At 69.8% G+C, this 15,186-nt stretch carries 12 protein-coding genes, 1 tRNA gene and 1 pseudogene; 6 read left to right on the top strand and 8 right to left on the bottom strand.

All coding sequences use genetic code 11. The features are described from left to right. Nucleotides 1-474: pseudogene (locus D7X55_RS43455) on the top strand (hypothetical protein); the annotation flags it as partial. 92 nt (nucleotides 475-566) lie between these two features. Here the strand turns inward: D7X55_RS43455 and fdxA are convergent. From fdxA to D7X55_RS21760, 4 genes are all read right to left on the bottom strand, one after another. Further along, a complete protein-coding gene (gene fdxA / locus D7X55_RS21775; protein WP_120550947.1) occupies nucleotides 567-902 on the bottom strand; it encodes a ferredoxin FdxA in 336 nt (111 codons plus the stop codon). A gap of 111 nt (nucleotides 903-1,013) precedes the next feature. Continuing rightward, nucleotides 1,014-2,102 carry an aspartate-semialdehyde dehydrogenase gene (gene asd / locus D7X55_RS21770; protein ID WP_121724081.1) on the bottom strand — a complete coding sequence of 363 codons (1,089 nt, stop codon included), beginning with the start codon at nucleotides 2,100-2,102 and terminating at the stop codon, nucleotides 1,014-1,016. Nucleotides 2,103-2,171: 69 nt separating this feature from the next. Beyond that, nucleotides 2,172-2,522 carry a rhodanese-like domain-containing protein gene (locus tag D7X55_RS21765; RefSeq protein WP_199747067.1) on the bottom strand — a complete coding sequence of 117 codons (351 nt, stop codon included), beginning with the start codon at nucleotides 2,520-2,522 and terminating at the stop codon, nucleotides 2,172-2,174. 102 nt (nucleotides 2,523-2,624) lie between these two features. Further along, a complete protein-coding gene (locus D7X55_RS21760; protein ID WP_120550944.1) occupies nucleotides 2,625-3,776 on the bottom strand; it encodes an acyl-CoA dehydrogenase family protein in 1,152 nt (383 codons plus the stop codon). 132 nt (nucleotides 3,777-3,908) lie between these two features. On the opposite strand from D7X55_RS21760, the gene D7X55_RS21755 reads away from it, so the two are divergent. Next, nucleotides 3,909-3,980: transfer RNA gene (locus D7X55_RS21755), tRNA-Cys, on the top strand. A gap of 75 nt (nucleotides 3,981-4,055) precedes the next feature. Here D7X55_RS21755 and D7X55_RS21750 read toward each other — a convergent pair. Next, nucleotides 4,056-5,729: a nitrous oxide reductase family maturation protein NosD gene (locus tag D7X55_RS21750; RefSeq protein WP_306437738.1), complete on the bottom strand. Its 1,674-nt coding sequence runs from the start codon at nucleotides 5,727-5,729 to the stop codon at nucleotides 4,056-4,058. Between the two features lie 22 nt (nucleotides 5,730-5,751). Here D7X55_RS21750 and D7X55_RS21745 point away from each other — a divergent pair, with 22 nt between their 5' ends. The 3 genes from D7X55_RS21745 (at nucleotide 5,752) to D7X55_RS21735 (ending at nucleotide 9,935) form a co-directional block, all read left to right on the top strand. Beyond that, entirely contained in the window at nucleotides 5,752-7,620 is a 1,869-nt protein-coding gene (locus D7X55_RS21745; RefSeq protein WP_233609985.1) for a SpoIID/LytB domain-containing protein, read from the top strand. Nucleotides 7,621-7,739: 119 nt separating this feature from the next. After that, nucleotides 7,740-8,984 carry an energy transducer TonB gene (locus D7X55_RS21740; RefSeq protein WP_120550943.1) on the top strand — a complete coding sequence of 415 codons (1,245 nt, stop codon included), beginning with the start codon at nucleotides 7,740-7,742 and terminating at the stop codon, nucleotides 8,982-8,984. Nucleotides 8,985-9,035: 51 nt separating this feature from the next. Next, entirely contained in the window at nucleotides 9,036-9,935 is a 900-nt protein-coding gene (locus D7X55_RS21735) for a cation diffusion facilitator family transporter (RefSeq protein ID WP_121724080.1), read from the top strand. Nucleotides 9,936-10,000: 65 nt separating this feature from the next. Here D7X55_RS21735 and gcvP read toward each other — a convergent pair whose 3' ends face one another. The 3 genes from gcvP to gcvT all read right to left on the bottom strand — a co-directional run bounded on the left by gcvP (nucleotide 10,001) and on the right by gcvT (nucleotide 14,520). Continuing rightward, on the bottom strand, nucleotides 10,001-12,901 hold the full coding sequence (gcvP, locus tag D7X55_RS21730; protein WP_121724079.1) for an aminomethyl-transferring glycine dehydrogenase: 2,901 nt from the start codon (nucleotides 12,899-12,901) through the stop codon (nucleotides 10,001-10,003). Between the two features lie 111 nt (nucleotides 12,902-13,012). Beyond that, entirely contained in the window at nucleotides 13,013-13,396 is a 384-nt protein-coding gene (gene gcvH / locus D7X55_RS21725) for a glycine cleavage system protein GcvH (RefSeq protein WP_121724078.1), read from the bottom strand. A gap of 38 nt (nucleotides 13,397-13,434) precedes the next feature. Further along, complete coding sequence (gene gcvT / locus D7X55_RS21720) at nucleotides 13,435-14,520, bottom strand: glycine cleavage system aminomethyltransferase GcvT (RefSeq protein ID WP_121724077.1); 1,086 nt, start codon at nucleotides 14,518-14,520, stop codon at nucleotides 13,435-13,437. Nucleotides 14,521-14,623: 103 nt separating this feature from the next. On the opposite strand from gcvT, the gene D7X55_RS21715 reads away from it, so the two are divergent. Continuing rightward, a partial coding sequence (locus D7X55_RS21715; RefSeq protein ID WP_199747063.1) for a methylenetetrahydrofolate reductase occupies nucleotides 14,624-15,186 on the top strand: 563 nt, incomplete at its 3' end.

Here is a 15,186-nt window from a genome sequence, read left to right as displayed (position 1 = left end):
GTGCGCCACGAGGCGCTGGCGGAAGGCGGGACGCAGGCCTCCCACCGGGCATCGGAGCTGCTGGCCCGCGAGGTGGAACGCTCGTTCCGCCCGGAACCCCGCCCGGCGTCGCCTCCCCTTCCCGCTCCCACCCGTGAAGAGGGCCTGGCGCGCGCCTCCACGCCCGAGGCTGCCCGCGTGGCGAGCGGCGCCCCGGAGAGCACCGGGCCATCCGGTCCGCCCGTCGCGCAGGTCGAATCCACCCTGGCGCTCATCGAGAAGATCGAGGTCTTCGTGAAGTCCCAGCGGCCGGCGCTGGGCCTGAGCCTGCGCGGGCCCATGGAGGCCACCGTGGAGGTGGAGCGCACGGGGCCCCGGGAGGTGGCGCTGCGCATCCAGGGCCGCCATGGGCCCGTTCCCACCGAGGACGTGGCCCGGCTGCGCGACGCGCTGGAGGCCCGGGGGCTGCGGCTCAGCGTCCTCCAGGCGGGGTGAACGTCCTGACTCCACGAACGACGAAGACCCTCACGCCTGGGGGCGCGAGGGCCTTCATCACGACGGGCGCGCTCGGGCGGCTCGGCCCGCGGTTACTTCCCGGGCGCGGTGCTCAGCTCCGCGCGCTTGCCCTTCTTGTCCTTGTACTCCTCGGCCTCGGGCAGGGCGGCCTTCTTCTCCGCGATGTTGGGCCACTTGGAGGAGTAGTCGGTGTTGAGCTTCTTGTACTCCGACCACTCCGAGGGCAGCTCGGTCTCGGGGAAGATCGCCTTGGTCGGGCAGACGGGCTCGCAAGCGCCACAGTCGATGCACTCGTCCGGGTGGATCACGAGGAAGTTCGCGCCCTCGTAGAAGCAGTTGACCGGGCACACCTCGACACAGTCGGTGTACTTGCACTTGATGCAAGGCTCGGCGACGACGTAGGCCATGTTGATCTCTCCTCTGTGCGGAAATCCGCGCGTCCGTGGCCGCGCACAGTAGATGGTTGCGGCCAGGGTTGGCACCCTGAATTTAGGGCCCCACCCCGCCCGCTTCCCCGGTCAGCCCAGCAAGCCCTGCGCCCGCAGCAGCTCCGCGACGAGGATGGCCCCCTTGGCGGCCCCCATCTTGGTGTTGTGGGAGACGAGCACGTACTTGAAGCCGTTCTCCAGCACCCCGTCCTCGCGGATGCGGCCCACCGTGGTGGCCATGCCGCCGTGGGTTTCCCGGTCCATGCGCGGCTGGGGGCGGAACGGGTCGTCCAGCACTTCAATCCACCGGGGCGGCGAGGACGGCAGGTCCTTCGCCACCTGGGCACCCTGCCACTCGCGCATCGTCTGGGCGACCTCCGCGACGGTGGCCTTCTTCCCCAGGGACACGAAGACGGACTCGGTGTGCCCCTCCAGGACGGCCACGCGGGTGCAGGTGCAGGAGACGCGCACGTCGTGCGGGGTGAGCGCCGCGCCCGCGGGGTTGAGCGCCCCGAGGATCTTCTTCGTCTCCACCTCGACCTTGTGCTCCTCCTTGGGGATGTAGGGCACGACGTTGTCGAGGATGTCCAGGCCGATGACGCCCGGAGACCGCCCGGCGCCGGACATGGCCTGGAGGCTGGTCATCAGCACGGCCTTCACGCCGAAGCGCTCGGCCAGGGGGGCCAGCGTCACGGCCAGGCCGGTGGTGGTGCAGTTGGGGATGGGGACGATGAAGCCCTTCCACCCGCGCTGCCGGCGCTGCTCGTTGATGAGCGGGGCGTGGGCGGCGTTCACGGGGGGGATGAGCAGCGGCACGTCCGCCTCGTAGCGGAAGGCGCTCGCGGCGGAGAACACCGGGATGTCCCGGGCCAGGCGCGGCTCGATTTCCCGGGCGACGTCCGCCTCCACGGCGGAGAAGGCGATGTCGTAGTCCCTGGCCTGGACGGCGTCGCCGCTGACCACGGTCATGCGCGCGATGGCCTCCGGCAGCGGCTCCGGGACGAACCAGGCCAGCATGCCGTTGGAGGCGCGCAGGGCGTCCGCGTACGTCTTGCCGGCGGAGCGGGGCGAGGCGGCGAGCCCGGTGAGCTCGATGAACGGGTGGTCCTTCAGGGCAGCGATGAACTGCTGACCCGCGAGTCCGGTGGCGCCAATGAGCACGGCGCGAAGCTTGGCCATCGTGGGGAGTCTCCGGTGGGGACGGCAGGGCGGTCCTTACACCGTTTCACGACGCGCTGCATCCGCCGCTCACCGGTGGGCGTGGGAGGGAGCGCGCGCGTGGCGTTCCGTGGGGTAGCCCCCCGTCACCCAGGCATGCAGTCCGCCGGCGAGGCAGACGGCATTGCGCCCCCTCAGGCGCAACACGCGGCAGATGCGGCGGATGTCCGCGCAGTCCTGGGTGGTGCCGCACAGGACGATGAGCTCGTCGTCCGGCAGCATCGACAGGTCGTGGGCGATCTCCGAGGCCGTCATGCGCAGCGCGCCGGGGATGTGGATTTCAAACCGCTCCCAGTCCATCGCGTCGCGGCAATCCAGGACGAGGACATCCTCGTCCCCCAGACGCATGAACAGCTCATCGCAGATGATGGTGGGCTCCACCGGGACCTCCCCCAGGCGACAGACTCCATCGAACATGAACCGGAGGGCTTTTTCCCCTCTTCCCGCCTGTCCGCCCGCCTGCCCCTGGGAGGTCCCCGGGCGCTAGAGCCCCAGCTGCTTGGCGATGATTTCGTTCATCACCTCACTGGTGCCGCCGCCAATGGGCCCCAGCCGCGCGTCGCGCCAGTGACGCTGGATGTCGTACTCCATCATGTAGCCCGCGCCGCCGTGGAGCTGGAGGCACTCGTCGGCCACGCGGCAGCAGGTCTCCGTGGCGACCTTCTTGGCCATGGAGGTCTGCGCGACGGCGTACTCGCCGGCCACGTGCAGGCGCAGTGCGTGGTAGGTGAGCTGCCGCGCGCACTCACGGGCGGTGTACAGGTCCGCCAGCTTGTGGCGCACCACCTGGAAGCCCGCCAGCGTCTGATTGAAGGCGCGGCGCTGCTTCACGTGCTCCAGCACGGTGTCCAGCATGTCGTCCATGGCGCCAATGGCCCCCAGCGCGAGCGACAGGCGCTCCCACTGGAAGTTGCCCATGATCTGCGAGAAGCCCTGGTTCTCCACGCCCAGCAGGTTCTCCGCGGGCACGCGGCAGTCCTCGAAGAAGAGCTCCGCCGTGTCGGACGCGCGCCAGCCCACCTTCTGGAGCTTGCGCCCCACGCTGAAGCCGGGCGTGCCCCGCTCCACCACCAGCATGGACAGCCCCTTGTGGCCTCGCGACGGGTCCGTCTTCACCGCCAGCACCACGAAGTCCGCCCGCACCCCGTTGGTGATGTACGTCTTGGAGCCGTTGACGACGTAGTGGTCCCCATCGAGGCGGGCCGTGGTGCGCAGCCCCGCCACGTCCGAGCCGGCGTCCGGTTCGGTGATGCCCAGGGCGCCAATCTTCTCCCCCCGGATGGCCGGGGCCAGCCAGCGCTGCTTCTGGGCCTCCGTGCCGAAGAGGTGGATGGGGCCGGTGGCGATGGTGAACTGCCCCGCCAGCCCCGCGGCCACGCCGCCGGAGCCGCAGCGGCCCAGCTCCTCCAGGAGCACCGCCTCATAGAGCTCGCCGGCCGCCGTGCCCCCATAGGCCTCCGGGTACCTCAGGCCCAGGAAGCCCAGCTCGCCGAAGCGGGTGAAGAGCTCCCGGGGGAACTCCTCCCGGGCCTCCCAGTCCGCCGCGAACGGGCGCAGCTCCTTGTCCACCACCGCCCGGACGGTGCGGCGGAAGGCCTCGTGCTCTTCCTGGAAGACTCCATGGCCGTGCAGCATCGTGTGCTCCCTCGCTTGCCAGGGCCTGACGCCCCGCGCCGCATCGTAGCGGGAGGAGAAGCGCGCCTGGATGGTGTTGCTTCCTTGACCGGCTCACCCGGGGCTGCGTATAAACCCGGCCCCAATCGCTGCGGCGCCATAGCCAAGTGGTAAGGCAAAGGTCTGCAAAACCTTCATTCCCCGGTTCGAATCCGGGTGGCGCCTCACAGAAAAAAGGCCCGATGCGGAAACTTCCGCATCGGGCCTTCTGCTTTTCCGGGGGTGCTTTCCCGGGTGGGCCTAGCAGCCCAGCTCCACCGCGCCGATGTCAGGGGCCGCGCCGCAGAAGGGCTGGCCCTGGTCCAGCCCCTTGTCCTGGGCGGCCGGGGACGGCGCGAAGAGTTCCGACACCGTCACGTCACCGCCGTTGGAGGTGGAGTCCCCCACCGCGGACTTGAAGGCGTCCAGCGCCTGGAGCTGGCCGTTGTTCTTGAACTGCGTGCCGGCCGGATAGAGGTTGTTGCTCATCTTCAAGCCGGGCGCCTGGCCGCCCATGTCCACGCTGATGGGCGAGTCCACGAGGTTGTTCTCCACGCGCAGGGCCTCCGTGGGGCCGCCGGTGCCGTGGCCCAGGATGATGCCGGCCCTGGAGCGGGTGATGGTGTTGTTCACCACCACGGTGCCCTTGGAGTTCTCCAGGCGGATGGCGGTGCCTTCGCCGCCGCCCGCGTCGGTGATGTCGTGCACGCGGTTGCGGCGCACGACGACGGACTGGGGCACGGGGCCCTCGTGGTTGCCGCCCACGGAGATGCCCTTGGCGCCGTCATACACCTCGTTGTCCTCCACCAGCACGTTGTTGGCGGAGTAGTGGATGACGACCACATCGCCCTTGGCCGTCTCCGACGGCAGGAAGTGGTGCATCCGGTTGTTGCGGATGATGACGTCGTGGCACGTCTTGATGTCCACGGCGTTCTCCCGGTTGTTGAAGAAGTGGTTGTTCTCCACCAGGAGGCCCGTGGCGGGCGGCAGCTGGCTGAAGCCCTCGGGCCCCAGGCACTGCACGGAGTCACCCGAGTTGTCGTGGATGTCGTTGTTGCGCACCGTCACGTCGTAGGACGCGGGCTGCATCACGATGCCGTGCGAGTCCTTGTTGCCGGTGGTCCGCACGAAGTCGTGGATGTTGTTGTTCTCGATGGTGGGGCCCTTGGCGTTGTTGAAGAAGGTGACGCCCGCGCCGCCGGTGCCGTTGTGCAGGTCCGAGTTGGCCAGCACCGAGCCCTGCACGTCCCCTTCGAACGTCACGCCGAAGATGGGCTGCCCCTCCACGTCGATGTCGAACCCGTCAATGACCCAGTTCGGACGGCGCACCTGCACCGCCGCGCCGGAGCCGCTGCCGGGGGTGAGCTTGGGAAGGCCCTCGCCCTGGAGCGTGATCTTCGCCTCGGGCGTGCCGGCCTTCGCGTTGTCGCCCAGCACCACGCGCTCCGCGTAGGTGCCCGCGAGCACGCGGATGCGGTCACCGGGGCCCGCCTTGCTCACCGCCATGCCGATGGTGCGCAGCGGCGCGGCTTCCGAGCCCTCGGCGCCGTCGTTGCCGTTGGGGGACACCACCCAGTCGTGGGCGGGCGTGGTGGCGGCGGTCTCCGCCATGGCCTGGGCGCTGACGGCCGGCTGGGGACCGGGCCCCGCGAGGGGCGCATGGTCCGCGTGCTCCGGCATCCGCGCGGCGGGGGTGTTCTCCACCGGCTGCACGCCGATGGGGGGTGCCTTGCCCGGCGTCGTGTTCGTCTTCTGCACCGTGCCCGAACCACCGGTCCCCGCGTTCGTCGCGGGCGCCTGGGTGCCCGCGTTGGACGAGCCGCCCGTTCCTGCGCCGGTGCCCCCGCCCGGACCACCGCCGCCGCCACAGGCGGGCAGTCCAAGCATCAGGGTGCAAGCGGCCAGGGAGGCCACCAGGGTCTGTCGCGTCTTCAATCGGTTGCCTCCAGAAATTCGCATGAGCAGGGGCAACGCGTGGCCTTGGGCGTTCTATTCACTGCCGGTCATCCGGCAACGGACGCGCCGCAGGGGGAGGGAGAACCGTGACGGTTGGCCCCATGGCGGCTACGGTGCCGCCGCCGTGTCCAAAGCCGTCCTGCTCCTGACCGCCCTGCTGCTCGTCTCCTGCGCCACGCCGGCGCCCACTCCTGCCCCCAGCACCCGGGGCGTGGGCGAGCCGGAGGTCTCCGTCCCCGCGAAGCCCGTGGACGCGGGCGTGAAGCCTCCGGCGGCTCCAAGTGGCCTGGAGGATCCGCTCACGTCGGGCCTGCCCGGGCCGGAGGAACTGAAGCGCCTGGACTTCCGCAACGGCGAGCCGCGCCTGCCCATCAAGCTGATGGAGGGGCGCGACGTGGTGACGTTCTCACCGCGAAGCCGGATGCGCCTGCGCTTCGGAGGCCCGGGCGACAAGATGCTGGACGCGCCCGCGGGCTCGCGCTGGACGGTGCGGGTGACGCAGGGCGAGCCGGCCCAGTGGAGCGCGCGCGTGCAGCTGGGCGAGTTCCGCTTCGCGGACAAGGCGGGGCTCGCGGAGGCGCAGGAGACGTGGCGCTCGCGCGGGTTCGCGGTGCGCACGCACACGCTGGGCTCCGTGTACGGTATCGCGGGGAAGGTCATCGACAACCGGCGCTACCTCCTCCTGGGCGACGAGGCGCTGACGCCCGCGGCCGCGGCGGAGCAACAGGCGGAGTTGCTGCGCCGCTACGGCCAGCGCACCACCCTCTTCGAGGAGGTCCGCAAGCCGTCCAGCGCCATCCTGGAGCTGAAGGACGAGAACGACGCCGTGGTGGGCCTGGCGCAGGACCGGCTGGACGCGGAGACGCCGGATGGCAGCGGCTTCGACGTGCGGCAGGTGGAGTACGGCGTGGGCTACGACTTCCACGCCTTCGAGGACCGCAGCTTCCGCGGTGCGCTCCAGTTCGCGGTGGACCGGAGCGGCAAGCTCGCGGTGGTGAACGTGGTGGGCCTGGAGGACCTGCTCAAGGGGCTGGTGCCGTCCGAAATCTTCGCGCGCGCCCACCCCGAAGCCCTCAAGGCCCAGGCCGTCACCGCGCGCGGCGAGGTGCTGGCGAAGGTGGGCATCAAGCACCTGGCGGATCCGTACCTGCTCTGCTCGGAGCAGCACTGCGCGGTGTACCGGGGCCGCACCGGCGAGGCGGCCAGCACCACGGCCGCGGTGGAGGCCACCCGGGGGCAGGCCCTGTTCAGCCAGGACGGGCGGCTGGTGGACTCCGTCTACAGCGCCGTGTGCGGCGGCCACACCGAGGACAACGACGTGGTGTGGGGCGGCCCGCCCGATGCCAGCCTGCGCGGCCGGCCGGACTTGCTGGAGCCCGCGCCGGACGTGCCCGGCCCGTCCAACCTCAAGGCATGGCTGGCGACGTCGGACGTGCCCGCCGCGTGCAAGCTGTCCAGCTTCGCGCAGCCCACGAAGTTCCGGTGGGAGAAGCGCTTCACTCAAGGCCAGGTGGACGCGCTCACGGAGAAGCTGGGCGTGGGGTCCATCCAGGGGCTCGCCCTGTCCGAGCGCGGGGTGTCCGGGCGTGCCCGGCTGCTCACCGTGTCCGGCACGAAGGGCGCCACCCAGGTTCGCGGGGAGCTGAACATCCGGCGGCTCTTCGGGATGCTCAACAGCAGCATGGCCACCGTGGAGGCCGAGCGGGACGCCGAGGGCCGGCTCACCGGATGGCTGTTCCGGGGCGGCGGCTGGGGCCACGGCGTGGGCATGTGTCAGACAGGCGCCATCGGCCGGGCGGAGGCCGGGCAGCGCTATCCGGAGATCCTTCGCTTCTATTTCAATGGGGCGGAGGTGGCCCCCATCTACTGAGATGAAGCGGACATTTCGGGCGCGACAACGCACGCGCTCGTGAATCTCTTCCATGTCCCGGCTGTTACGGGCCGCACGTTCGGGACTGAAGAAGCGGTCCGGAGGTTTATCATCAGGCCGTGGGCACGGGTTCCTCGACAGACTGGCGTCAGCGCCGCGCGCGGAAGCAGCGCGGCCTGCTGCGCTATCTGGTGGCGGCCGTCCTGGCGCTCCTGGCCCAGGCCGCCTTCGTGGGCTTCGTGCTGCTGGTGTCCGCCGTGCAGGGCACCCTCCCCCATGAGAAGCGCCCTGCCCGGCCCACCTCCGTGGCGGTGAGGCCGCTCACGTCGGACCAGTGGGCGAAGAACCGCGGGACGGCGACTCCGCAGCAGACGAAGCCCCGTCCCACGGAGAAGCGCGAGCCGAAGGAAGAGAAGAAGCCGGACGAGACGAAGCCCAACGGCCAGGTGGTGGACGTGGCCCCGGGCAATGATCAGCAGTCCCCGGACGCGAAGTACCTGGCCGAGCACAACAACACGGTGGAGCAGGAGACGCGCGCGCGCGACCAGACGGCCTTCTACCGCAACGCCATGCCCCAGCGGACGGCGCCCCAGAAGCAGGAGGGCGCGGCGCAGGACCAGGTGCAGCCCCCGCGCGTGTCGGGCAACAACGGCACGGGCGCGGATGACCGGGCCCCGTCCCAGGGCGGCAAGAAGCCCGTCTTCGAGATGCCGGAGACGCGCCGCAAGCAGGAGATCGCCATGAAGACGGATCCGCGCGAGCGCGGCCCGGGCATGGCGGTGAAGAACCAGTCGGAGAGCGACGCCACCGAAGGCAACGCGAAGCGCCTGCGCATCCAGCCCGGCCAGAGCGAGGAAAGTGAGCAGGAGGGCTCCGCGGGCCGCGTGGGCTCCCCGGGCCTGGCCACGCTGATGCCGTCGCAGGCGGCCATGGACAAGGTGGTGGGCGCGGCGCCCAACGACATGCTCCGCGACCAGGAGGAGGGCGACGGCACCTTCCTCAACACGCGCGAGTGGAAGTACGCCAGCTTCTTCAACCGCGTGAAGCAGAGCGTGGGCATGCACTGGAACCCCAACGAGCAGCTGCGCCAGCGCGACCCGACGGGGAACATCTACGCCGGGCGCGACCGGCAGACGCTGCTCTCCATCACCCTGGACGAGCGCGGCGCGGTGAAGGACATCCAGGTGGAGAAGAGCAGCGGCCTGGACTTCCTGGACATGGAGGCCGTGGCGTCCTTCAAGCGCGCGCAGCCCTTCCCCAACCCGCCGTCGGGCCTGCTGGGCCAGGACGCGACGGTGCGCTTCCAGTTCGGCTTCTTCCTGGAGATGGGCGGCGGCCCCCGGATGCGGCTGTTCCGACAGTAGGCCCCACGCAGGCCTCGCGGTGGACGGCGTGGAGCACTACCCTGCCCCGCCGTGGAAGCCCCTCTCGTCGACCGCAGCGCCGCGCTCCAGGAGCGCAACCGGAAGGTCCGCTTCGTCCTGCTGGCCATCCTCGTGGCCAACTGGGTGGTGGCCGCGGCCAAGCTCGTCTTCGGCCTCATGGCCCAGTCCGCGTCGGTGACGGCGGACGGGCTGCACTCGTTCATCGACGGCAGCTCCAACGTGCTGGGCCTTGTCGCCATGGGCGTCGCGTCACAGCCGGCGGACGCGGACCACCCCTACGGCCACGGCAAGTTCGAGGCGCTCGCGTCGCTGGGCATCGGCGCGATGATTGGCGTGGGCATGCTGGAGCTGGGGCGCATGGCGTTCGACTCGCTCCTGCACGACAAGCACCCCACGGTGTCCGTGACGATGGCCGCGGTGATGGTCTTCACGCTGGTCATCAACCTCGTCGTGACCCGCGTGGAGCGGCACTACGGGCAGAAGTACAAGAGCGCCCTCTTGCTCGCGGACGCGCAGCACACGCTGTCGGACGTGTTCGTGACCATCGCGGTGCTCGTGTCCATTGGCCTCGTGGCGCTGGGCTTCCCTCGCGCGGACGGGCTGGTGGCGCTGGCGGTGATGGTCTTCGTGGCGTGGGTGGCCTACGGCATCGTCCGGCAGGCGGTGGGCATCCTCTCCGACACCGCGCGCCTGGATCCGGCGCAGGTGTCCCAGCACACGCTGGCGGTGGCGGGCGTGCGCTCGTGCCGCGACGTGCGCAGCCGGGGCATGGAGGAGAGCGTCTACGTGGACCTGAAGATTGAGGTCGACCCGCAGCTCACCACCGCGCAGGCCCACGAAGTGGCTGACAAGGTGGAGGAGACGCTGCACGGCGCCTATCCGCAGGTCGTGGACGTGGTGGTCCACGTGGAGCCCGCGAAGGCCCGCTGAAAACACGAGGGCCGCCTTCCGTTGAACTGGAAGACGGCCCCGGTGACTGCTGCCTGTGACGCCGCTTAGGCGACCTTCTGCGAGGGCGTGTCGTAGTCCTCGATGGGAGGGCACGAGCACACGAGCTTGCGGTCACCCAGCACGTTGTTCAGGCGTCCCACGGACGGCCAGAACTTGTTGTCGCGGACCCACGGCGTGGGGAACACGGCCTGCTCGCGGGTGTACGGGCGGTTCCACTCCGGCGCGGTGAGCGTGCGCGCGGTGTGCGGCGCGTTCTTCAGGACGTTGTTGTCCTTGGGCGCGCGGCCCTCCTCCACGTCGCGGATCTCCTGGCGGATGGCGATCATCGCGTCGCAGAAGCGATCCAGCTCCGCCTTGGACTCGGACTCCGTGGGCTCGATCATCAGCGTGCCCGCCACCGGGAACGACACGGTGGGCGCGTGGAAGCCGTAGTCCATGAGGCGCTTGGCCACGTCCTCCACCTCCACGCCCGCGGTCTTCTTCAGCGGGCGCAGGTCCACGATGCACTCGTGGGCCACCCGGCCGCGCTTGCCCCGGTAGAGCACCGGGTAGTGCGGCTGCAGCCGCTCCGCGACGTAGTTGGCGTTGAGGATGGCCATCTTCGTGGCCTGCGTCAGGCCCTCGCCGCCCATCATCTGCACGTACATCCAGGAGATGAGCAGGATGCTGGCGCTGCCCCACGGCGCCGCGCTGATGGCGCCAATGGCCTCCGCCCCGCCCGTCTGGATGACGGGGTGTCCGGGGAGGAACTTCACCAGGTGGGGCGCCACGCAGATGGGGCCCATGCCCGGGCCGCCACCGCCGTGCGGGATGCAGAACGTCTTGTGCAGGTTGATGTGGCAGACGTCCGCGCCCACCAGGCCCGGCGCGGTGAGGCCCACCTGCGCGTTGAGGTTGGCGCCGTCCATGTACACCTGGCCGCCGCGCTCGTGGATGATGGAGCAGATCTCCCGGATCTCCTCCTCGAACACGCCGTGCGTGGACGGGTACGTCACCATCAGCGAGGCGAGCTTGTCCTTGTGCTCGTCCGCCTTGGCGCGCAGGTCGTCCAGGTCGATGTTGCCGTTCTCGTCGCACCTGGTGACGACGACCCGGTAGCCGGCCATGACCGCGGAGGCCGGGTTGGTGCCGTGCGCGGAGGACGGGATGAGGCACACGTCGCGGTGCCCCTGCCCGCGCGCCTGGTGGTACGCGCGAATCACGAGCAGGCCCGCGTACTCACCCTGGCTGCCCGCGTTGGGCTGCAGCGAGCACCCGGCGAAGCCCGTCACCTGCGACAGCGCGTTCTCCAGCTGCTCGAAGATGACCTTGTAGCCGGCCGCCTGCGAGGTGGGCGCGAACGGGTGCAGCTTGCTGAACTGCGGCCACGTCACCGGGATCATCTCCGCGGTGGCGTTGAGCTTCATGGTGCAGCTGCCCAGCGGAATCATGGAGTGCGTGAGGGACAGGTCCTTCGCCTCCAGCCGGCGCACGTACCGCAGCATCTCCGTCTCGGAGTGGTAGCGGTTGAAGACCGGGTGCGTGAGGTACGCGCTCGTGCGGCGCAGCTCCGGCGCCAGCGGGCTCTCCAGGCCTTCGGCGACCTCGTCCAGGTTCACCGGGGACGCGGACTTGTTCGCGCCCTGGATGAAGGCCGCGAGGATGTCCTGCACGTCGCTCGGGCGCGTCGTCTCGTCCAGCGCCAGGCCCAGCGTCTTCTCGTCGATGCGGCGGAAGTTCATCTTCGCGGCTTCCGCGGCGGCCAGCACCCCGCGCACCTGCGGAGACGTCAGCTCCACGCGCAGCGTGTCGAAGAACTGGTCGTACTTCGGCTTGAAGCCCAGCTTCGCCAGGCCCCGCGACAGCACCACCGTGAGGCCGTGCACGCGCTCCGCGATGGCCTTGAGGCCCTCCGGCCCGTGGTAGACGGCGTACATGCCGGCCATCACGGCCAGCAGCACCTGCGCGGTGCAGATGTTGCTCGTGGCCTTCTCACGGCGGATGTGCTGCTCGCGCGTCTGCAGCGCCATGCGCAGCGCGGGCCGGCCCTGCGAGTCCTCGGACACGCCGATGAGGCGGCCCGGCATCACGCGGGTGTAGGCGTGCTTCGTGGCGAAGAAGGCGGCGTGCGGGCCGCCGTAGCCCAGCGGCACGCCGAAGCGCTGCGCGCTGCCCACCACCGCGTCCGCGCCGAACTCGCCCGGGGGCGTGAGCAGCGTGAGGCCCAGCAGGTCCGCCGCGACGACGAACAGGCCGCCCGCCGCGTGCACCTTCTCACCGAAGGCGCGGTAGTCGTGCACCACGCCGTCCGTGGCCGGGTACTGCACCAGCGCGCCGAAGAACTTCTTCGCGGACAGGTCCACCGTGCGGTGGTCGCCCACGACGACCTCCACGCCCAGCGGAATCGCGCGCGTGCGCACCACGTCCACCGTCTGCGGGTGGCAGGCGTCGGAGACGAAGAACGCGCCGGTGCCGTCGCCCTTGGCGTGCATGGCCAGCGCCATGGCCTCCGCCGCGGCGGTGCCCTCGTCCAGCAGGGAGGCGTTGGCCACCTCCATGCCGGTGAGGTCCGTCACCATCGTCTGGAAGTTGAGCAGCGCCTCCAGACGGCCCTGGGCGATCTCCGCCTGGTAGGGCGTGTACTGGGTGTACCAGCCCGGGTTCTGGAAGATGTTGCGCAGGATGACGTTGGGGACGTGGGTGTCGCTGTAGCCCATGCCGATGAAGGACCGGAACACCTGGTTCTTCGCCGCGATGGCCTCCAGCTGCGCCAGCACCTCGTTCTCGCCACGGCCGGCGGGCAGGCGCAGGGGCTCCTGGGAGCGGATGGCGGGGGGCACGGCGCTCTCGATGAAGGCATCGAGCGAGGTGACGCCCAGCGTGGACAGCATCTGCTTCACTTCAGGGGTCTCCGGGCCGATGTGCCGGCCGGCGAAGGACTCCTGGTACTTCCAGTTGAGGGACATGGTCGGAAGGGCTCGCGTGAGGTGCGTCAAGAAGGTCGGCGTCCGAGCGGGCTCGGTGCCTCATGGAGCGTCTCTAACAACCGGGACGCCGGACTTCTTGCGCGCGCGTGACTACTTGGTGAGCGGCTCGTAGGCGGCGGCGTCCAGGAGCTTGCCCACCTGCCCGGCGTCCGAGGGCTCGACCTCCACAATCCAACCCTTCCCGTACGGGTCGGAGTTGATGAGGGACGGGTTGCCGGTCAGCTCGTCGTTCACCTTCACCACGGTGCCGGAGATGGGGGCGAACAGGTCCGACACGGCCTTGGTGGACTCGATGACGCCGAAGTTCTTGCCCTCGGTGAGGGTGGCGCCCAGCTTGGGCAGCTCCACGTACACGACGTCGCCCAGCGACTCCTGGGCGTGGGCCGTGACGCCCACCACCACGGTCTTGCCGGTGATGCGGGCCCACTCGTGTTCCTTCGTGTACTTCAGGTCCTGCGGGATGTTGTCAGACATGGAGGCGGCTCCTCGCAACGGGTGCGAACGGGAAGGAATCAGGACTTCTTGAGGAAGGGGGTCTTCACGACGACCGCGGGCACGGCGCGGCCGCGGATCTCCACGTCGAAGGTGGAGCCTTCGGTGGCCAGGTTCGTGGGCACGTAGCCCATGCCGATGGGCTTCTTCACCGTGGGGCCCTGCGTACCGCTCGTCACCTCACCCACGCGGACGCCGTCCTTGAGGATGGGGTAGCCGTGGCGCGGGATGCCGGCGCCGGTGAGCTCGAAGCCCACGAGCTTGCGAGGGACGCCCGCGGCCTTCTGCGCGACGAGCGCGTCCTTGCCGATGAAGCCGCCCGCCTTGTCCAGCTTGACGATCCAGCCCAGGCCCGCCTCCAGGGCGGTGTGCGCGTCGTCGATGTCGTTGCCGTACAGCGCGTACTTCATCTCCGTGCGCAGCGAGTCGCGAGCGCCCAGGCCGCAGGGCTTCACGCCGTCCGGCTGCCCGGCCTCCAGGAGCGCGTCCCAGAGCTTCACGGCGTCGCCAGCGGCGCAGTACAGCTCGAAGCCGTCCTCGCCGGTGTAGCCCGTGCGGGAGATGATGGACTTCACGCCGGCCACCTCCCCTTCGGTGAAGCGGTAGGTGCCCACCTTGGACAGGTCCGCCTGGGTCAGGCGCTGCACCAGCCCCACGGCCTTGGGGCCCTGGACGGCGATCTGCGCGTACTCGTCGCCGCGGTCCACGGGCTTGACCCCCTCCGCGCGCGCGCTCATCCAGGCGAAGTCCTTCTCGCGGTTGCTGGAGTTGACGCAGATGAGGATGCGCTCGGGGCTGAAGCGGTAGGCGACGACGTCGTCCACGAAACCGCCCAGGTCGTTGAGCAGGCCCGCGTAGACGGCCTGGCCGTCCTGGCAGCGGGCGAGGTCGTTGGAGATGAGCCGGTTCACGGTCTCCAACGCGCCAGGGCCGGTGAACTCGATTTCCCCCATGTGGGAGACGTCGAACAGGCCCACGGCGGTGCGCACGGCTTCATGCTCGGCGATGACGGACGAGTACTGCACCGGCATGTCCCAGCCAACGAAGTCGACCATCCGGGCCCCCAGCTTGCGGTGGGCCTCGTTGAGGGGCGTACGCCGGGTCATTGACTTCTCCATGGGCAGGTGGGGGGTGGCGAAACGGCGCGGACTATAGCGGCGCACCTTCTCCGATCAAGGCCGACGCGGAAGGGACTAAACTCATCCCGACATGAAGATTCGCAACTGCCTCAACCCTTCCAAGCCGAGCTTCTCCTTCGAGTTTTTTCCTCCCAAGACGGACGCGGGCGTGGCCTCGCTCCTGCGCACGGTGGAGGAGCTTGCGCCGCTGGAGCCGGGGTTCGTGTCGGTGACGTACGGAGCGGGCGGGAGCACGCGCGACCGGACGGTGGAGCTCGTCACACACATCAAGCAGCACACCGGCATCGAGGCCATGGCGCACCTGACGTGCGTGGGACACACCCGGGACGAGCTTCGTGACGTGCTGCGCCGGCTCGGCGCGGCAGGCATCGAGAACGTGCTCCTGCTGCGAGGGGACCCGCCGCAGGGGCAGACGAAGTTCGAGCCGGTGCCCGGGGGCTTCCGCTACGCGGAGGAGCTGGTCCGATTCGTCCGAGAAGAGGATTTCAACTTCTGCCTGGGGGGCGCGTGCTATCCGGAGGGCCACGTGGAGACGGCGTCTCGCGAGGACGACCTCCAACACCTGAAGGCCAAGGTGGATGCGGGGATGGACTTCGTGGTGACGCAGCTCTTCTTCGACAACGCCTTCTACTT

Origin of the sequence: Corallococcus sp. AB049A (assembly GCF_003668885.1) — a bacterium.
Lineage (GTDB): Bacteria > Myxococcota > Myxococcia > Myxococcales > Myxococcaceae > Corallococcus > Corallococcus interemptor.
The sequence above is the reverse complement of the archived record's forward strand: the minus strand, read 5'-3'. Positions and strand labels throughout refer to the sequence as shown.